At 33.0% G+C, this 19,498-nt stretch carries 22 protein-coding genes and 2 pseudogenes; 8 read left to right on the top strand and 16 right to left on the bottom strand.

Annotation, left to right across the window (positions count from 1 at the left end):
* Positions 1–75: 75 nt before the first annotated feature.
* Together rpmE and NBW37_RS04760 are read left to right on the top strand one after the other, a co-directional pair.
* Positions 76–279, top strand: coding sequence for a 50S ribosomal protein L31 (gene rpmE / locus NBW37_RS04755; protein ID WP_250295943.1), 204 nt, complete (start codon positions 76–78; stop codon positions 277–279).
* A gap of 19 nt (positions 280–298) precedes the next feature.
* Complete coding sequence (locus NBW37_RS04760) at positions 299–1,084, top strand: NAD kinase (RefSeq protein ID WP_250295944.1); 786 nt, start codon at positions 299–301, stop codon at positions 1,082–1,084.
* A 61-nt stretch (positions 1,085–1,145) separates the two neighbouring features.
* On the opposite strand, the pseudogene NBW37_RS07890 reads toward NBW37_RS04760, so the two are convergent.
* Positions 1,146–1,245, bottom strand: a pseudogene (locus tag NBW37_RS07890) (WPE palindromic element domain-containing protein); the annotation flags it as partial.
* A gap of 146 nt (positions 1,246–1,391) precedes the next feature.
* Here NBW37_RS07890 and NBW37_RS04765 point away from each other — a divergent pair.
* Positions 1,392–1,568 (top strand): hypothetical protein, encoded by a 177-nt coding sequence (locus NBW37_RS04765; RefSeq protein WP_250295945.1) that lies wholly within the window; start codon positions 1,392–1,394, stop codon positions 1,566–1,568.
* Here NBW37_RS04765 and NBW37_RS04770 read toward each other — a convergent pair.
* Positions 1,563–2,380, bottom strand: a protein-coding gene (locus NBW37_RS04770) for an IS5 family transposase (RefSeq protein WP_250296999.1) whose coding sequence is annotated in 2 segments (ribosomal slippage) — positions 1,563–2,002 and positions 2,002–2,380 — 819 coding nt in all. Because the reading frame shifts where the segments join, the coding sequence is not laid out codon by codon here. The genes NBW37_RS04765 and NBW37_RS04770 overlap by 6 nt on opposite strands.
* A gap of 74 nt (positions 2,381–2,454) precedes the next feature.
* Between NBW37_RS04770 and NBW37_RS04775 the strand changes: the two genes are divergently transcribed.
* Positions 2,455–3,327 carry an IS982 family transposase gene (locus tag NBW37_RS04775; protein WP_250295817.1) on the top strand — a complete coding sequence of 291 codons (873 nt, stop codon included), beginning with the start codon at positions 2,455–2,457 and terminating at the stop codon, positions 3,325–3,327.
* Between the two features lie 96 nt (positions 3,328–3,423).
* On the top strand, positions 3,424–4,740 hold the full coding sequence (locus tag NBW37_RS04780) for a hypothetical protein (protein ID WP_250295946.1): 1,317 nt from the start codon (positions 3,424–3,426) through the stop codon (positions 4,738–4,740).
* A gap of 197 nt (positions 4,741–4,937) precedes the next feature.
* On the opposite strand, the gene NBW37_RS04785 is transcribed toward NBW37_RS04780, so the two are convergent.
* From NBW37_RS04785 to NBW37_RS04825, 9 genes are all read right to left on the bottom strand, one after another.
* The gene (locus tag NBW37_RS04785; protein ID WP_250295817.1) at positions 4,938–5,810 is read right to left on the bottom strand and encodes an IS982 family transposase; all 873 of its coding nucleotides are present in this window, start codon (positions 5,808–5,810) and stop codon (positions 4,938–4,940) included.
* A gap of 162 nt (positions 5,811–5,972) precedes the next feature.
* Positions 5,973–6,984 (bottom strand): IS630 family transposase gene (locus NBW37_RS04790; protein WP_250295836.1). Its coding sequence is split into 2 segments (ribosomal slippage): positions 5,973–6,470 and positions 6,472–6,984, totalling 1,011 coding nucleotides; the frame shifts between segments, so codons are not numbered across the junction.
* A 119-nt stretch (positions 6,985–7,103) separates the two neighbouring features.
* Positions 7,104–8,345 carry a citrate synthase gene (locus NBW37_RS04795; protein WP_250295947.1) on the bottom strand — a complete coding sequence of 414 codons (1,242 nt, stop codon included), beginning with the start codon at positions 8,343–8,345 and terminating at the stop codon, positions 7,104–7,106.
* Between the two features lie 71 nt (positions 8,346–8,416).
* Complete coding sequence (gene rpsT, locus NBW37_RS04800) at positions 8,417–8,686, bottom strand: 30S ribosomal protein S20 (RefSeq protein WP_250295948.1); 270 nt, start codon at positions 8,684–8,686, stop codon at positions 8,417–8,419.
* A gap of 51 nt (positions 8,687–8,737) precedes the next feature.
* The gene (locus NBW37_RS04805; protein WP_370273055.1) at positions 8,738–9,463 is read right to left on the bottom strand and encodes a lysophospholipid acyltransferase family protein; all 726 of its coding nucleotides are present in this window, start codon (positions 9,461–9,463) and stop codon (positions 8,738–8,740) included.
* A 56-nt stretch (positions 9,464–9,519) separates the two neighbouring features.
* Positions 9,520–10,506, bottom strand: a complete 987-nt coding sequence (locus NBW37_RS04810) for a tyrosine recombinase (protein ID WP_250295950.1) — start codon at positions 10,504–10,506, stop codon at positions 9,520–9,522.
* A 367-nt stretch (positions 10,507–10,873) separates the two neighbouring features.
* Entirely contained in the window at positions 10,874–11,509 is a 636-nt protein-coding gene (locus NBW37_RS04815) for a DnaA ATPase domain-containing protein (protein WP_250295951.1), read from the bottom strand.
* A gap of 129 nt (positions 11,510–11,638) precedes the next feature.
* On the bottom strand, positions 11,639–12,703 hold the full coding sequence (locus NBW37_RS04820; RefSeq protein ID WP_256466258.1) for an AI-2E family transporter: 1,065 nt from the start codon (positions 12,701–12,703) through the stop codon (positions 11,639–11,641).
* Positions 12,704–12,752: 49 nt separating this feature from the next.
* Positions 12,753–13,637 (bottom strand): lysophospholipase, encoded by an 885-nt coding sequence (locus tag NBW37_RS04825; protein WP_250295952.1) that lies wholly within the window; start codon positions 13,635–13,637, stop codon positions 12,753–12,755.
* A gap of 86 nt (positions 13,638–13,723) precedes the next feature.
* On the opposite strand from NBW37_RS04825, the gene ispD reads away from it, so the two are divergent.
* A complete protein-coding gene (gene ispD / locus NBW37_RS04830; protein ID WP_250295953.1) occupies positions 13,724–14,938 on the top strand; it encodes a 2-C-methyl-D-erythritol 4-phosphate cytidylyltransferase in 1,215 nt (404 codons plus the stop codon).
* A gap of 79 nt (positions 14,939–15,017) precedes the next feature.
* On the opposite strand, the gene pth is transcribed toward ispD, so the two are convergent.
* Complete coding sequence (gene pth, locus NBW37_RS04835) at positions 15,018–15,566, bottom strand: aminoacyl-tRNA hydrolase (RefSeq protein WP_250295954.1); 549 nt, start codon at positions 15,564–15,566, stop codon at positions 15,018–15,020.
* The gene (locus NBW37_RS04840) at positions 15,566–16,177 is read right to left on the bottom strand and encodes a 50S ribosomal protein L25/general stress protein Ctc (RefSeq protein ID WP_250295955.1); all 612 of its coding nucleotides are present in this window, start codon (positions 16,175–16,177) and stop codon (positions 15,566–15,568) included. The genes pth and NBW37_RS04840 overlap by 1 nt, the downstream gene beginning before the upstream one ends.
* Positions 16,178–16,322: 145 nt before the next feature.
* On the opposite strand from NBW37_RS04840, the gene NBW37_RS04845 reads away from it, so the two are divergent.
* Positions 16,323–16,622, top strand: coding sequence for an NADH dehydrogenase ubiquinone Fe-S protein 4 (locus tag NBW37_RS04845; RefSeq protein WP_250295956.1), 300 nt, complete (start codon positions 16,323–16,325; stop codon positions 16,620–16,622).
* 50 nt (positions 16,623–16,672) lie between these two features.
* On the opposite strand, the gene ftsL is transcribed toward NBW37_RS04845, so the two are convergent.
* From ftsL to NBW37_RS04860, 3 genes are all read right to left on the bottom strand, one after another.
* The gene (ftsL, locus tag NBW37_RS04850; RefSeq protein WP_250295957.1) at positions 16,673–16,978 is read right to left on the bottom strand and encodes a cell division protein FtsL; all 306 of its coding nucleotides are present in this window, start codon (positions 16,976–16,978) and stop codon (positions 16,673–16,675) included.
* Entirely contained in the window at positions 16,975–17,856 is an 882-nt protein-coding gene (gene rsmH / locus NBW37_RS04855) for a 16S rRNA (cytosine(1402)-N(4))-methyltransferase RsmH (RefSeq protein ID WP_250295958.1), read from the bottom strand. The genes ftsL and rsmH overlap by 4 nt, the downstream gene beginning before the upstream one ends.
* Positions 17,857–18,124: 268 nt before the next feature.
* Entirely contained in the window at positions 18,125–19,195 is a 1,071-nt protein-coding gene (locus NBW37_RS04860; protein WP_250295959.1) for a hypothetical protein, read from the bottom strand.
* Between the two features lie 126 nt (positions 19,196–19,321).
* On the opposite strand from NBW37_RS04860, the pseudogene NBW37_RS07680 reads away from it, so the two are divergent.
* Positions 19,322–19,460 (top strand): annotated as a pseudogene (locus NBW37_RS07680) (IS481 family transposase); the annotation flags it as partial.
* Positions 19,461–19,498 lie beyond the last annotated feature (38 nt).

The following is a 19,498-nucleotide window of genomic DNA, read 5'->3' on the forward strand; positions in this document are numbered from 1 at the left end:
ATACGAGCATTTTCATTATTGACTTAATAGTTGGGTTAGTTATAATGTTAACTGATTAAAAGTTTATAAGCAACAATGAATTATCATAAAATTATTATAGTTATGACAGACGGTCAAGAATTTGAAACTCGTTCCACTTATGGAAAGGAAGGCGATAAGATAAAACTTGATAGAGATCCTCTTGTTCACCCTGCATGGACTGGAAGTTTGGCAAGTGGATCAACAAATAAAACTAGCAAAATAGCTAAGTTTAACGATAAATATGGGGATATTTTTTAGTTTTTTGCTTCTTTTTTAGATGCATAAATATAAGAACATAGGATATATTACTTCTTCATCACCAAAGTCACAGGAAGTATCTAAACTATTAAAGAAACTTAATTTTATCAATATAACAGAAGAAAATAAGTCCGAAATTGATCTACTGATAGTTGTTGGCGGTGATGGCTTTATGCTACGCACTTTGCACAATTACGTCATAGAAAATAAAAACATGCATGTGTATGGGATAAACACTGGCAATGTTGGATTTTTGATGAATAAATGCTTTAAAGATTTAATTGATCATATAGAGCACGCAACCTTAGCTCAGTTAACTTTGCTAAAAATGGAAGCCACAGATACAAGTGGCAAGAAATACCACTATATAGCGGTAAACGAAGTATATGTTTTTAGAAAAGCAAACCAAATAGTAGAAATGAATATCACTATCAACGATAAGCTAAAAGTAGAAAAATTTAGAGGGGACGGAGTAATATTATCTACCCCCACAGGCAGCACTGCATATAACTTCTCTGCCGGTGGCCCAATTTTACCACTTAATTCAAACTTACTTGCACTGACTTCCATCAATAGCTATTACCCAAGGCATTGGAATGGAGCACTGATCTCAAATGATAGAGTAGTGCAAATTGATATTAACGACACAAAAAACCGTCCAGCACTTGTAGTATCAGATTACAAAGAATTTCATGATATATCACAGATAAAAATACAAAAAGACCATGAGAACACAATAACTTTGCTTTTTGACAAAGATGACTCACTCAATGAAAGGATCTTTGATAGACAATTTCTATACTAATAATGTATCTGTTCAGATGCATGGCTAATGTACAAATATTGAAACAAAAATTCCAGTGCCCCTGTGATGTCATTCCAGTGCTTGACACTGGAATCCAGCTTTTATGTTGTATAGTACACAATCAAATTCTCTGGATCCCAGTGTCTGGGCACTGGGATGACACCCATTTGTTCCTATAGTTGTCTTTTCTCGTCTACCTTATTTTGCCACTCTGCTAAACAGATACATTATCTGTAAATTGGTATTTACTAGATCTTAATAACTATAGCGTAATCAAAAGAGCATTGTAATTAATTTTGGAGCGAATATGCCTGCGTCAGTCGAAAAATCAACAGTAAAATTAACTTCTCACGAACAAACAGGTGACAATAGCAAGATAACACTAAAAGATCTACCATCGCCTGAAGAAGCAGAAAAAACTATCTCAAGTGTACCGAATGCAGTACCACGTGTGCAGGGAATAGACTTCTTTCAAAATTCATGAAAGGAGCTCTCTATTGTGAATAGAGGCAATCAAATTAAATCTTAAGCCAAAACGTTTTCGTCGATTTCTATATCTGTCAGAAATGATTTTAAACCTTTTCAATAAGCCGATTACGTTTTCAACTACCACTCTTCGTATAGAGAGAGATCTATTTTCTGCTTTTTTCTCCTTTGATAAAGGATTCTTTTTTGATCTTCTATGTGGTAATTCAACATTTTTATGTATCTTTTGCATTCCTCTGTAACCAGAATCAGCTAGGATCTTAGTTTGCGGTAATATTGCTATCTTTGATTCTCTAAACATCCGAAAATCATGTTTTCTACCATTGGAGAAAGATGTACATACGACCTTTTTACTCTTCTTCTCTGTTACTATTTGTGTTTTTATAGTATGCCTTTTTTTCTTTCCAGAGTAAAAGCGCTTTTGCTTTTTTTTGGCCTTTCTACTGCTGTTTCAGTTCCATCTATTACCAAAACTTCGTATTCTACATTACTATTTAATAGATCTTTTTTTCCTGGTAATGCAAAATCTGGATGTTTTATTAATGTGTCTTCTACCCACCTTATTATTTTAAAACAGTTGCTTTCACTCATGCCATAACTTTGTCCTATATGAAAATATGTACGATATTCTCTCATATATTCCAGTGCCATAAGTAATCTATCTTCTATACAAAGTTTGCTTTTTCTTCCACTTCTAGCTTTTTTCCTTTTATCCTCCTCATCTAGAATTTCTACCATTCTCTTAAATGTTGATTTTTTTACCCCCGTTAAACGTCGAAACTTTTCTCCTTCTAAACCCCAGTTGCGGATTAGAAGTCAGTGAAAAAGATAGGGAAATAGGGTAAACTCCGGAAACATATTATCAAAAAGTAGAGAGGTTACCCATGAATAAAAATGTAACAGAATTATTTTGCTTTGTAGACGATTTTTGCAAGGCTATAAACAAAAATTTCGCAGAAAAACTCCTGCCAAACAGTAAAAAACCTACCAGAACGCCAGAGATTACGCATTCTGAAATTCTTACTATAATTTTACTTTATCAACAATCTAGATGTGAGGACTTTAAATCTTTCTATACATATTATTTGAAAGCACTATATGGATCTGAGTTTCAAAATTTGCCAACATATAGTAGATTTATTAGGCTAAAACCGAGGGTTTTATGGTATTTAGCATTACTTTTGCAATGGCTATGTGAGCAGTCGAAAATGACAGGGATTTCGTACATAGATGCAACATCTATCGCTGTTTGCCATCCAAAAAGAATCTCAAGAAACAAAGTTTTCAAAGGATTGGCAAAGCTTGGAAAGACTACATATGGCTGGTTTTTTGGTTTTAAATTGCATATGGTAATTAATGAAAAAGGTGAAATTCAAGGAGTTACACTTACTAAAGGTAACGTTGACGACAGAAAACCAGTACCAAAATTAACTGAAAAACTGACTGGTCTTTTGTTTGGTGATAAGGGCTATATAAAGAAAGAGCTCTTTGCAAAACTCTTCGATAGAGGACTAAAACTCGTTACCAAAGTAAAAAAAGGTATGAAAAACACATTAATGCTACTTGAAGAAAAGATTTTTTTAAGAAAAAGGTCGATTATTGAAACAGTTTTTGGCTACCTAAAAGACAGACTTGAGCTTGAGCATTCAAGGCACAGGTCTCCAATAAATTTCTTGGTGCACGTCTTTTCCACATTAGTTTCATATTCCATGAAGCCTAAAAAGCCCTGTATTTCTAGATTTTACTATATTGATTAATCCGCAACTGGGGTTTCTAACTTTTCTATTTCCTTATATTTCATGCTTCCAAATACTTGATCTTACTCTCTCTCCCTCAATTTTGAAAGAAGTCTAATGTCACATGAAGAATCAGATGATGAGGAAGTGGATCCTACTTATATGTCTGTAAATCAACAGGAAGATGATGGTAAAGCACCATCAATTCTGCAAAAAAAAAATCGAACTTCAATAAGCGGAACTTTGTTAAATCTTGATACTATAGTACCACCATCCCCCCCTTCTAAAACAAAAGATGGGCCAACTCATGTTGATGCGTCACCAATACTAGCAAGTTCATCTTCAAAAGATAGTTTAGACAGTGGAATAGATAATCAAAGCCCTGGAATGAGAAGATCGGTTTCTAAAGAAACAGTATTTGATCCACCTTGGGATAAGAAAGAAAGCGAGAAAAATTTTTATGAAAAATTAAGTCAACACAGCAATAGTTTAGATACGTCTTTAACTACTTTACCACCATATGTAAGTACAAATGACTCTGAAGAGTCTTTGCTCTCAGAAAGCAAAAAAACAAACAGAATCTGGCCAAGAGCAAAATATGCCATGCAGCAGAAGGGTTTTGTAATTTTTAGTGCAACTGCCATTGTACTCAGCACATCTGCAGCTTTAGTATATTTACAAGATAAAGCAAAATTTATTGCGTTCTTTGCAAACAGTCCGCTCTATACCATCGTACCGATTATTGCAGGTGCTTCATTGCTTGCAATTAGTCCAATGTTTCTTGGAATAAAACAGTTTGTAAATACCGAAGAATATCAAACTCAAGGAAAAAATGCAGATGAAATTTTAGCTGAAGTGCTGGAATGCCAGCCAAAGGACAAAGCGATAAAATCTGTAAGGCTGGAATATAGTAATGGCACTCATTCAAATTTTGTACTTAACGCTTGGGAAGCTAAAAACGACTTCATCAACATTGACGAAAAAGTAGTTAATAGAACTAATAAAATAGAATCAGTGATTAACAATAGGCCATTATTTACTACATTGTTGACCGGTGTAGGTGCTGCAAGTGTAGCACTTCCTTTAGGGCTACTTGCAACACATGGTGTTAATGGTGTACAAAAATTTTACCAAAACCCTTTGATTAGTAACATAGGGTTATCATTACTTATAAGCTCTGGTATACTTGCATTATCAATTATATGTCTTGGCGTGCATTATTATAGAAAAACAAATTGCACTAACCTTATATATTCTCAGGAAAAGATTGACCCTGAAAGCGTTAATAAGGAATTAATCGAGGAAATAAAACGAGAAAGAACAAGTGTTCTTGGGGAAAATCATAGTAAAGACGCTAAACGCATCAGCTTAACGCTTGAGCGAGTTGTGGTTCAAGCCCATAATTGTAAGGATGCTGTTTATACTGTCAGTTAATAAAATGCACAACGTAAAACACAATGCCTTACGCTCTTTCTTCATCATCCCAGCGCGTGACACTTTATAATGACAGTGCCATTCATCCAAGTAGCAGGCACTGGTTCCTTTATGACGGTGTCATGCAAGTGGCTGACACTAGAATGACAGCAGTCCTATATCATACCGCCGCAGTATCTCTTAACCCCAGTTGCGGATTAATCAATATAGTAAAATCTAGAAATACAGGGCTTTTTAGGCTTCATGGAATATGAAACTAATGTGGAAAAGACGTGCACCAAGAAATTTATTGGAGACCTGTGCCTTGAATGCTCAAGCTCAAGTCTGTCTTTTAGGTAGCCAAAAACTGTTTCAATAATCGACCTTTTTCTTAAAAAAATCTTTTCTTCAAGTAGCATTAATGTGTTTTTCATACCTTTTTTTACTTTGGTAACGAGTTTTAGTCCTCTATCGAAGAGTTTTGCAAAGAGCTCTTTCTTTATATAGCCCTTATCACCAAACAAAAGACCAGTCAGTTTTTCAGTTAATTTTGGTACTGGTTTTCTGTCGTCAACGTTACCTTTAGTAAGTGTAACTCCTTGAATTTCACCTTTTTCATTAATTACCATATGCAATTTAAAACCAAAAAACCAGCCATATGTAGTCTTTCCAAGCTTTGCCAATCCTTTGAAAACTTTGTTTCTTGAGATTCTTTTTGGATGGCAAACAGCGATAGATGTTGCATCTATGTACGAAATCCCTGTCATTTTCGACTGCTCACATAGCCATTGCAAAAGTAATGCTAAATACCATAAAACCCTCGGTTTTAGCCTAATAAATCTACTATATGTTGGCAAATTTTGAAACTCAGATCCATATAGTGCTTTCAAATAATATGTATAGAAAGATTTAAAGTCCTCACATCTAGATTGTTGATAAAGTAAAATTATAGTAAGAATTTCAGAATGCGTAATCTCTGGCGTTCTGGTAGGTTTTTTACTGTTTGGCAGGAGTTTTTCTGCGAAATTTTTGTTTATAGCCTTGCAAAAATCGTCTACAAAGCAAAATAATTCTGTTACATTTTTATTCATGGGTAACCTCTCTACTTTTTGATAATATGTTTCCGGAGTTTACCCTATTTCCCTATCTTTTTCACTGACTTCTAATCCGCAACTGGGGTTCTTAGCCGCTAACAAGTAGCGGGATCTATCCGCGGCGGTATAGCTATACCTTTTTTCTACTTATACCAACCCTCATAAATAACTAGACAAATAATTCACAGAGCAAATGGTTTTGATCGAACTTTCCGTAATATCTCGAATAAATTCAGATACAGCATTTTCAAGTAATTTAATAGAGTCATACATCTTGTTCTTTATTATATTTTCCTTTAAATGTTGCCAAAATCTTTCCACAGGATTGAGCTCAGGCGAGTACGGCGGCAAATAAATTATGGTGATATTTTCAGGAGTTTTTAAACCTTTAGACCTATGCCAACTTGCGCAATCCATGATAAGAAAAGCTTCTCTAGTCCCCAAATCTTTCGACATCTGCTCCAAAAATATGTTCATGCAATCTGTGTTTACATGTGGAGCAAGTAGGCTAATATCCTCTCCATTCCTGGGATTTACAGCGCTGTAAAGATAGAAGTTTTCTCTTCCGATTTTTACTTTAACTTGTGTTCTTGAGCCCTTTTTAAACCATCCATGTCCAACTTTTGAGTGCGTTCCAAATCTCGATTCATCGAAAAAAAACCTCCTTTTTCCGGTTCTTTTCCACAATTTCATTGAGATTTTTTTTGAACTCCTCTTGTTTGTTTTTGTCTTGTTTATAATGTGCTGGACGAGGTGTGATATATGTAAATCCTAGCTTCTTCATAAGCCTTCTCGCCGTTGACTCACTTACTTTGATAGCTAACATTCCTTCAACTATACCTTGCAATTTTTTAGCAGTCAGATTTGCCCCATCTTCTTCTATTACCTCTCTTATTTTTTCCTTCTTCTCCTCGTTCAGTTTTGGTTTAGGTCCTCGCCCTGGCTGTATTGCAAACCCAATAACACCTTTTTCTTTAAATCTTGCAATCCATTTCATTAATGTCGTTCTCGTAATTCTATATATTTTAGCAACTTTTGAGATACCATACTCCTTTGCTGATATTATTGCTTGTAACCTTCTTCCTATCTCTCCTCTTATTCCATATTTTTTTAATTCTAACTTGCATTGATTATATAGTTCTTCTCCTATTGCTTTACTTTTTCCTGCCATAAACTACATATTTATTCTTTCTAGCCTCAATTATTTGTAGTTTTTACTATTTGTCTATCTATTAGTGGAGATTGGTATTAGTTTGGGTTATGCAAGAAGTCTAATGCAGTGAAAATAAATTATTTACCAAGATAGAGTTGTCTTGGTCTATAGATCTTAGTTTCTTTATCATTTATCATTTCATACCACTGAGTAACCCAACCAGTGGTTCTTGCAAGTGCAAAAATAGGCGTGAACATATTTGAGGGAATATCGATAGTATTCATTATTATACCTGAGTAAAAATCAACATTTGGATATAACTTACGCGTGATAAAATACTCATCCTTTAAAACTATTTCTTCAAGTTTTTTTGCAATTTTGAGCAATTCATTATTTTGTTCTAGTTTACTTAGAACCTCATGACAAGCGTCTTTCAATATCCGCGCGCGCGGATCATAATTTTTATAAACACGATGTCCAAATCCCATCAATTTAAATGGATCTTTATCATCTTTAGCTTTTTCGATGAATTTATCTATATCTCCACTTTGCTCTATCTCTTTTAGCATATTTATAACTGCCTCATTAGCTCCACCATGTGCTGGTCCCCAAAGTGTAGCAACTCCTGCAGAGAGGCTTGCAAACAGATTAGAACCAGCTGATCCCACCAATCTGACAGCCGCCGTAGAAGCATTCTGTTCATGATCAGCATGGAGAGTAAATATTTTATCCAAAGCTTTTGCAAAAAGGGCATTATCAACAGCATCGCCAAATATCATCTTTAAGAAATTTTCACTGTAACTTAATTCATTGTTAGCACTTATGAACTCCTGATTGTTGATATGTCTATAAATCATTGCAACAATTGCAGGAATTTGCGCTATTGCAGAAATTCCAAAGTCTAGATCTTCACCATTGACATTGTTGCCATGCTTTTCATGGTAAGATGCTGACAAACTTGCAAAACATGCAACTAAAATCGACATAGGGTGGGCAGTTTGTGGAAATGCTTTAATTACATTTGTAATTTGCTCTGATACTTTGGATAACTTGTGTATTTTGAGAAGAAATTTTTTGTGTTGCTCTGAACTGGGTAATTCACCATGGAGCAATAAATAAATCACAGCAGTAAAACTATTATTCTCTGCCAAATCAGCTATATTATGCCCCCTATATTTAAGCACTCCTTCATCTCCATCAATAAATGTAATCGAAGAAGAACATGAAGCTGTGGAAACAAACCCCGGATCATAAGTGAATAATCCTGTCGTCTTATATAAGTCCTTGATATCTAACACGTTAGGACCTATTGTTCCACTTAATATAGGTAACTCGATTTTTAATCCATTACTTAGTTCTAATAGCACTTTTTTATCCATCACTTAAGCTACTTAAATTTTATACAGAATATACAAATTGAGGAGTATATATTAATACAGTTAACTTTACATTAACCGGTCATCAATGCTTTTACTTTTGCATTTAAGCGACTTATTTTACGCGCAGCAGTATTCCTATGAATAACACCTTTATTCACACACTTGTGTAAATGAGATTCAGCATTCCGAAATGCCAGAACAACATTTTCTTTGTCGCCAGACTTGATTATATCAACCAAATTTCTAATAGCAGTGCGAGTTTTACTTTTCCGCATCTTATTTATTAAAGTGCGCTTTGCTATTACCTTTATCATTTTTTTAGCACTCTTATGATTTGCCATATATTAATACCTAAAATACTGTACTTTTCTTTTAATTATAAAGCTTTTTTGTTAATTTGCAATATCAGTTTTTTCTATGGTTAATCTACTGCTTCTCTCTTCAATAATTTTTTCTAAATTTTGCAAGAATTCATTTTTGTTTAACCCAGGATATATTGGGGGCAATATTTCTATTACTGCCTTTCCGGGATTCTTTCTCAGAGAAAGTATGCTTTTTGGCCAAAACAAACCAGTGTTTAAAGCAACTGGTAATACAGGAACAGATAATACGCTATATAAAGCAGCAATACCTGGTTGATATTTTATATTTTGGTTTATAGTCGTTCTTGTGCCTTCAGGAAATATTATTATGCCTCTATTTTCTTTTATACGCATTTTTGCTAATTTAATGATATGACGCATAGAACTGATACCATCTGAGCGGTTAATAAAAATCATTCTGAGCGCCATGAGATGCAAACCAATGAATGGAATCCATTTCAATTCACGTTTTAAAATAAAAACCGCTTTTCTAAATAGTAGTATAAAAATAAATGTTTCAAATGGAGATTGGTGTTTAGATGCAATGATAAAAGGTTGCTTAGGAATGTTTTCCATTCCCCTCACTTCATATTTAATGCCACATAATAAACGCAGCATGAATAATACAACTCTTACCGAACAGACGAGGAAAATAGTCATTATACGCGCAGGGAAGAGAATTACAGGGAGAGTAATTAAAGTATAGAATACTTCCCATAATATAAGAAAGAAATTAAACAACAAACTTGAAATCATAAACCCACATAAACTTATTTTGAATTTAACTTTACTACGAATTAAAAACAATAAGTTTAATTATTGATCATCTGAGTAATAGGATGCGAATCAGCTAGTTTGTCCTTTAACTTTTCGTTAGCAATATGAGTATATATTTGTGTTGTAGAAAGGTTAGTATGGCCAAGAATTTTCTGTATCAACACAATATTTGCCCCGCTATCTAGTAGATGGGTAGCAAAAGAATGCCTAATCACGTGTGGAGAGATCTTATTTTCATCAATATTGCATTTTCTTGCTAACTCCTTCATTAATTGACCGACCCTCTGCCTTGTAATTGGTTTATTAGGTTTATCACCTGGGAATAGCCAATCGGATTCCTTTTCTTTAGAGATCAGATTATCACGAACTGATAAATAATTTCTAAGGCTCTGTAATGCTTGTTCATTAAAAAGGATTTGCCTCTCTCTATCACTTTTTCCTTTTATTATTATATAGCATTCTTTGTTATTACTGTTTATTAAATGTGACACTTCACATAACTTCATATTAATTAGTTCAGAAACACGCATTCCAGAAGAGTAAAGGATATCTAAAATCGCACATAGCCTTTTACTGCTTATCTCTTTATTCGATTCGCTTGCTGATTTTCTCACTGTGTCCATTAGCAAAAATATTTCTTTGACACTTAAATACTTAGGCAAAGGACGAGAAACTTTTGGATTCTTTAATTCAGCATCATTAGCCGGCGCTGGATTAAAATCTATTATTCCGTCATTAAATAGACACTTATAGAAATTTTTCATAGCGGATATTTTTCTTGATATAGAGCTACTTTTATATTTTTTTTGCGTACATAGAGATTTCACATAGTCTTTAATATTAGTTTTGTTTGCACCAACCAAGGTAGTGCTGCTTTCCAATAAAAATTCTTCAAACTGATGTAGATCAGAACGATAACTTTCCAAAGTATTTTGTGTAGCGGACCTCTCTGAAGCCAAAGCATCTATGTAATATGTTATGTAAAGATTTTCTTTTTTATTTTGCGACTGTTTATTTTTCATTATCAGCTCCTATATTTATTTCTTTAGCTATAATTTGATTGAAAGTGTTTCCTATGTTTCTTATGAGAAAATATGAGATAAATAAGGCATTTATCAATAGAGTGAACATCACAAGCTTTTGCTTTAACCTTTTTTTTAAATTTGATCTTACTCTTATCATAGTTAAATTATAACGTCAAATCTATAAAAAACACCTTATAAAGTGAGCTCTACTATAATATAAATACTTCTTAGCTGTATCTATATTTATTATGACATAACATTTATTATAATTCTAACATAGACAAGTGGAGATTTCAATTACGTTAGTGTTATGGGTGTTAATAAATTTTTAATATACACAATGAGTATTTTACAAAAGAAGGAATCAAATGGCATCTTTTTTTAATAAAGTGCTAATAAAAGGAACGGTCACATTTGACCCTATAGATTTATTATCTATCTTCTCTATAATTTTGTCAATGCTATAAAAAGAACGTTCTATTCTTGCTAAAATATAATTAATCACTTTTAAATCAATTTTTAACTGTTTATCTGAAAATCGCTTTATTAGCATGATTCTTAATAATTCTTCGCTTGCAGGCAAAATTTTTACGCTGATAGTTGATAATATTCGAGAACTTAAATCTCTTAGTGTGAAGTTAAGCTTTTTTGGTGAAATTGAAGAAGTGATTAGCAGCCTCTTGTCGTTTTCTTTCATGTAATTGTAGCAATGTAATAACATTGCTTCATCTTTAATGTTTTGTACGTCTTCTAAAACAAAAGCATCACTATACCTAATCTCGCTTACGAAGTTATTCACATTGATAAAAATTGCATCGTTTATTGATTGCCAAATATGAGCAAGATGAGTTTTACCGGAGCTTTTAGGTCCAAAAAGAATCAGACATTTCCAAGATAAATCATTAACTACCGAATTATACACGTGCTTATTTTCATCTAAGACGATGTAATTTTGCCGACTATAATCAGCTTGATTGTTGTTAAATAAATTTAATTGCACGTTAAGCCTCTTACATAACCTCTTTCTGGTAGTAATTTTTGCGCAGAAATTTACTTACGCTCCTCAAATATGTCAGGTATTCTGGGCTCATTTCTCCTCTTATCATAAATTGATTATGCAAAAGGTCTGTTAACCGTTTTTATAAAGCTCACTTTTAAAATATTTATTGATTGCATATTCTACTGATACATTGAACATTGCTATTATTGGAATAAAAAGTAATATACCTATAAATCCAAAATATGAAGCGCATATAGTAATTCCCAGAATAATTACAGTTGGATGTATATGAACTTTTTTTCCTATTAATAAAGGAACTAATATGTTTGAATCTATTAATTGTCCAACACCAAATAATAGCAAAACAGCAGCACTTTCAAACCATCCACTAAATTGAGTGATAGCGCTCAAGAACCCAATAATGGTATATAATAATGGCCCTATGTAAGGTATGAACGTTAATATTCCTGATAAAATTCCAATAACAATAGAGTGTTTCAATCCGATTATGCTCAGGCTCACAGAGTAAAAGACCATCATGACAATACATACATTTACCTGCCCCTTTAGATAACTAGATATAATGAAATCCACTTTGAAAAAATAATCTGCAATTTTTCCCCTGTAAGGAATAGGGATTAATTTATTAGCTTTTTCTATAATTAAAGGCCAATCACGTAATATATAGAAAAACACTACAGGAGTAATCACCATTAATGATACCGTGTTAAAGCTTGAACTTAACACTTGGATTATAAAGTTACTAGCAATATCAAGAGCATTCATGAAATAAGATACATAGTCGCTGTAATTTTCTGCTAGATTTTTAGATAAGTGATCAAATAAGCTATCCTCGATTTCTATATTAAGAAACTCTAATACAGAGGGGATTACTTTAAGCTTTAATGAAGGCATTTTACTCACTAAGAAGTTTAATATTGAGGTAATTTGAACATATATAATAGGTAAAACATATGTTACAACTAGTATAAAAGCTATTAATAAAACAAGTATTATAAAAATTACAGAACATAAACGCGGTATTCTATACTTTTCAAACTTGACTACTAGCGGATTAAACAAATATGCAATAACAATAGATATTAAACATGGAAAAATCATAGGACGCATCAGGAATAACATCCCTATTATAAAAAGCAGTGTAAAACAAATAGTTATATGGCGTTTTTGCATGGGCTTAGCATAACTAATTTACTGAAAAATATACAGTTTATTGTAAATACTATCTATTCATTGTTTTATTAAGTATTAGATCAGTAAAATTTTTACCCAATTCTTGACTGATTAAAACTTTGTTATGTGAGTCCCTAGATTTTTGCAAATTAACGATTTTGATAAATTTTTCACATATCAATTTATCATTTTCTATTGCATGTGCCAATTGTGCAGGTTGCGGTATTAAGTAATCTCCTTCGCTATTGATAACTATTACTGGCATATTCAATTTTCCCTCATCTCGCAACTTTCGTATATCGTTCACTAGATCAAAATCTAGATTTAAAGCCTTTAGCAATTTTTTAAAAATGGATGAGGGTAACATACTTAAAATTTTTGCTTGAGGGATCGGGAAATGCCCTATTGCTACATGAAAAGAGCTGAAAGTGCTAGCAAAAATAACACCTCTAAATTTAACGTTTCTGTCTGCAAAGTGTTTCAAAACTGCCGATGCAACTGCTCCTCCAAAGGAATGGCCAAAAAGTATAATGTTTTCAGGCTTCACACCCTTGTCCATTAATTCATTGATTTTTTCTATCGAGGGCTTAAGCAAACTTTGATCTCTATTTATAAAGGGAATAGAAATAAGCATTACGGATAAAAAAATGCAAGTTAGAGCAGCTAAGCTTGCTAAACCAACTACTCCAGCTGTTATGGGGCTTATAAGTAGTAATATTGCAATGGGCACTGATACAGATGCCACGAGGAACAAAAAGCTAACTACAGCATAAGTGATGTAGTTCTGAAATGTGCTTGGATATTTATGTGCATGGCTATTATTTGATCCATTTAAACCTTGTACATAATTGTGAACACTTTTATAGTTATCCCCTATTCCATGAAAGAATATAAGGTGTATCTCATTTTCTTTATTATACTTAGTAATGTGCATTCTAGCATCGTATTATATCTTAATTAATATGATACACTCTTTTTTTTAAACTGTAAACAACTTGTTACTATACACTTACGCTGAAAATGATAAATATGCACACTAACAGACTTAAGAAATACAAAATAGCAGCATTAATAGTTGCAGCAGGAGTAGGCAGTAGATGCAGTTCTACGATTCCTAAGCAGTATACAGAACTTGCAGGTAAATCTGTTTTATTTCATACAATTAAAAGATTTCTGGCTAACCAATATATAGATTACATAAGAATAGCAATTAATAGAGACCATGAAAATTTCTATGAGAAAGCTATATCACTAATTACAGACACTAAATTACTAAGCCCTGTATACGGAGGAGAAAACAGGCAAAATTCAGTTAAACTAGGTCTTGAAAGCTTACAAGAGATTAGCCCAGATTTTGTAGTTATACACGATGCTTGTCGGCCTTTTGTGTCAAATGCTCTGATAGATAACTTGGCTCAGTTCATGATTAATGATCAATATACAGGAGTAGTACCAGCAATAGAAGTCGAAGACACTATGTCATTGGTGGGTAATAATTTCGTTGAATCTACGATTTCAAGAGGAAAACTCAGAGCCATACAAACTCCTCAAATTTTTAATTTCAAAGAATTATTATCATGCCATCAATCAGTCAAAGAATTTACTGACGATTCATCACTAATGGTAGAGCACAAAAAACATGTTGCGATTATTAAAGGTGAGAAAAGCAATTTTAAGTTAACCACAAAAGAGGATATCAATATGGCAAAGCTTCTCTTTGAAGAGCCAAAATTTCGTGTCGGAGCTGGTTATGATATACACAAGTTTATCATAACTCAAGATAAAGCTAAGAGCTTTATAAAAATTTGCGGTGTGGAAATTGAGCACAACATGGCAATAGAAGCACATTCAGATGGTGATGTTGCAATACATGCAATCGTTGATGCAATACTCGGAGCACTAGGATGTGGCGATATAGGAGAGCACTTTCCTCCTAGTTCCTCTAAATGGAAAGATTGCAATTCATCTCACTTTCTTGACTTTGCTGCTAAAAAAGCAAAGGAAAAAGGGTACAGCGTGTCTAATTTAGATATTACTATAGTTTGTGAGGAGCCTAAAATATCGCCTTACAAAGTAGAAATGAAGAAATTCATATCAAAAGCATTAGAGATTGATGATGAATTTGTAAATATCAAAGCAACCACTGCAGAAAAATTAGGTTCTCTTGGAAGAAACGAAGGAATAGCAGCACATGCTTCTGTGTTATTGCATACAAACTTTTTTTGTTTCCACTGAATGACAGTTGTGGCTTGGGAGGTAATGCAAGAAATCTGTTATTTTAATTGTGTGAAATTTAGTTTTGTGTTTCGTAATATTATACAATCAAATTGATAAAAGCTGTATTATCCCCTTGCAGCATCAAGTGTATATTTTTTGCTATTTTTTCCACTAAGGGAGTAACGTTATCAAAATTTGAAAATTTTGATAATACATAGTCTGCTAAGCTTTTTTCATGCTCAGGTCTACCTACTCCAAATCTCAAGCGCCAATAATCATTACCAACAAAACTATCTATGGATTTAAGTCCATTATGTCCAGCAGAGCTACCGCCTTTCTTTATTTTTATTCTTCCAAGTTCCAAATCAGCGTCATCATGTATGACAATGATATTATCTAGCGATAATTTGTAAAAGTTTCGTATTTTTGCAACAGGAATGCCTGAATTATTCATAAATGAATAAGGCTTTATTAACATGATTTTATTATCATTAATTATGCCAGAGGTTATTAGGTAATCGGCTTTTTTAGAAAACGACTGGAAATTCCAATATTTGCAAATTGTATCAACTACGATGAAGCCGATATTATGATGAGTTAGCTCATATTGACTGCCAGGATTACCAAGTCCAACTATCAGATGCACTATTCCTCTGTTTCTGCTTGAGGTTCTTCGACGTCACTATCGGCAGCAGAAATTGTAACAATGGTAAAATTTTCTTCTTCATGGGCTATAAACTTAACACCTTCTGGTAATTTTACATCGTTGATATGTATAGACTGGCCAATCATTTTGCCAGATAAATCAACTTCTATAACCTGAGGTATTTTATCAGGAGAGCATTTAACAGCAATAGAACGACACAAAACATTAAGCACTCCACCTAATTTGATTCCTGGAGCTTTACTTTCATTCACAAATGATAAAGGTATGTCTATTTTAATTTCGCTGCCTTTATCAACAAATTGAAAATCAACATGTTGCACAGTATCCTTCACTACATGCAATTGGACATCGCGAACAAGAGCATATTCCTTTTTGCCCGAAATATTCAGTTCTATCAAATGTGCAGAAAGAGAACCTGATTTATATTGCTTCGTGAATTCTTTTACAGACAATGTTAAATTTACATTGTCATGGCCTTTTCCATATATGATTCCAGGGATGTTTCCCTTGTTTCTTAGGGAATGCATCGCTTTTGTTTTTGTTACATCACGTAACTCTGCATTAATTGTTACTATTTCCTGTTGCGTCATCGATTACTCCTATTTTGCTAATCCTTTTAATATAATTTAATAATAATATAACATAAAAATATTTATTTCAAACTTCATTCTTTCATACTAATTGTTTGTGAAAGGATTTATTTGGATATATATTTAAGCTTATTTAACAAGAACTATGGGCATTGACGATAAAGTAGTTTTTAGGATTTATAAACCAACAAAAACTGCAACACAATCTGGTTTAGGTAATACAAATCTCTGGCACCTGAAAATTGAATCTGGTTCTTACTACATTGAACCTTTAATGGGGTGGGTTGGCTCAAAAGATCCAAAAAAACAGATTGTATTAAAGTTTGATTCTCTTGAAAAAGCAGTATTCTACGCAAAAAAACGCAACGTTAAATACGTAATTGAAATGCCAAAAAATGTTAAGAGGCTGCAAAAATCTTATGCAAGCAATTTCATACTAAAGTAAGGTTTATTGTGGTGTGCTTATCTGTAAAAGATAAGATTTCAATTCAACTATTAATTCTGGGTTTTAAGTTGTGCTAACACGCTGCGGCCATTTAAAGAGTCAAGATTTTTAACCTGGCTAGCCAGTATTAAAGAGTTATTTTTCAGGTATTTCTTTACAAGACTTGCAAGCCTTTTTGGATTATTCAAATAGCTCCATTCTGCTTGTAAAACTTTTATATCACTTTGTACTAAATTAATTTCACTTTTTATTTTTATTAGCTCTCTATTTAACGACTGAACATGTAATTTTACTTTAAATAGCCCTACAATGCTAAGAAAAAACATAACTATTGAGATGATGCAGAAAGTTCTCACGACAACCTCTGTATAGCTCTTAGTTTTGCTGAGCGTGAACGCAGATTTGCACTTACTTCTTCTATACTTGCTTCGATCACTTTTTTATTTAGAAGAGAGAATGTCTTGCAATCAGTAGCACATAAATCTTTAAAAAAAGTTTTGACTATACGATCTTCTAAGGAATGAAAGGTGACGACAATTAATTTGCCATTCTCACTTAAAATCTCAGATGCAGCTTTAATGCCCTTTTCAAGTTCTCCCAGCTCATCATTTACCCATATTCTGATTGCCTGAAATGTTCTGGTTGCAGGATCAATTTTGCTTTTTCCACGAAATACCACGGAACGTACAATATCCGCAAGCTCAAATGTAGTTTTGATAGTTTTCTTCTTCCGTGCATTTACTATTGCTCTTGCAATTTTGCGAGAATGACGTTCGCCTCCGTAGTTATATATAGTATTTGCGATTTCTTCTTCGCGTAAAGCATTAACAAATGTTGAAGCGTTTATATAAGAAGAGTTATCCATGCTCATATCGAGTGGACCATCATGCAGAAATGAGAACCCTCTATCTCCGTTATCAAGCTGCATAGATGAAACTCCGATGTCAAAAACTATTCCACCGATACCTCTAATATTGTTGCTATCTAATAAATTTTTAATATTACTAAACTTCTCAATAGATAGGTTTATTCTATCGGGATACTTAACGCTTAAATCATCATAAAACTTAGTTACCGTTTCATCTCTATCAATTGCATATACTTTGCAATCAGCTGACTCCAATATTGCTTTGCTATACCCTCCAGCTCCAAACGTAGCATCGACATATATACCACCATCCTGCGGTGATAGTAGTGATAGCATCTCTTTTAACAAAACTGGAGTGTGTGCCATATCAAAAGATTTTGTGTATATAGATAAAAGTAGCTTCCTCACTGAAACATGGTGAAATATATGATATAAAAATACTTGAATATAGTCAATGATATTAAGATTTAATGAGATATTATTATTAATATAATATTCACATAATGCCTACATTTCCTCCCCATATTTGAAAAAATAAGACATGCCATTACGGTATAAAACAAACTGTGGTGTATAGCTCCAGGGTGTAAAAGGTTGAAGAAGGGATTATGGAACCATACACTTAACTCAACACCTATAAGTTAGAAACATTGCCCAGAATTAGATTCCCTTTTGTTACACTTTCTACTTGTACGTCACTTTCAGCAGTACTTCCTAACTTGCAATTATCACTAGAATACTTGTCCACCAGATTTTTTAATTCAACCTGAAAGTCATTATTAATTATCGAAATATTATTTTCTGGTGTAATAGTATCATACTTTTGTGGCATTAATTTTTCTTTTAAGCAACACAAGATTGATAAGTCCACTAAGCAAGTTACAAGCAATACACTAGCAATTATATTATAACCGTATACTGCTGCAGCAATTCCAGCAACAACTGAGGTTAATAAAGTAAATAGTGCAACAATACCTAACTTGCTTATTCTTACATAGCCATAAAATGATTGAGTTACAACCTCACATAGCTGCTTCTCTGTCAGATCAAAAACTGCACCAAAATTAGGATCATAAAATGCAAAGCTATTATCTGAATTTTTCTTTATCAGTACAGCGTGCCCAGAATCTCCACTTATAACAGGATTATAAGATATTTTCATATACTGATTTTGATTCATTGCTGCTAGATTTAAGTCTGCTACAGTTAGTGTCTTTGGCTTTTTCATTCCTAGGAAAGGTGACTTAGCTATTTCTCTCGAGTGTAATATTTGTTCCATCTCTTCCATGAAATTCTCTTGCGCCTTCTTACTCATTCGTTTAAATAAAGTATTAGTTATTTTTCTTACCTCCTTCATTACTTCGTCATCTTTGTCAAAACTGTTGTACAATTCCTGCTCAAATTTCTGCTTATTTACTTCATCTGAATTAATATCATCATTTTTGACTTTCTTGATTAAATCATTTACTAGTGATCTTTTTTTCTCAATACTATCAAATGCTTTAATAAAAGATTCTTTGTTAACTAACAAATCATTTAAAGTAATATAGTCACACAAATGTCTACATATTCCGTCTATTTTTTTCCGATTGAGAAATTTTTTATAGTCTTGAAACATTTGTTCGTCAGATTCAATGATATTCATTAGATCTATCTGTGCATTAGGTGCAAATTTCTCTTTGTATTTAGAAAATATTCTGCTCATAAAAACCCCCTATTAAATGAACATAAATAAACTGTACTAGACAAAAATTTTTTAGATTTTTTCCACATATATAATTATGCCAAAATGTTGAAGAAATGTCAAGTTTTCTTGCCTTAGGCAAGTTGACGTATGAACAAAACTTTAAAAAATGCTACGGTTAAGAAGTATTACTGTTACGTCAGCAATTCAAATTTATGACTTTGTTATAGTTTGCAATTACGCTAAAAGACTCAAAACTCTTACCACTTTTGAGTTTATATGTAATTAGTGGACAAAATCTCCCAATTCATTTATCCTACCCAT

The sequence above is a fragment of the Wolbachia endosymbiont of Oedothorax gibbosus genome, assembly GCF_936270145.1.
Lineage (GTDB): Bacteria > Pseudomonadota > Alphaproteobacteria > Rickettsiales > Anaplasmataceae > Wolbachia.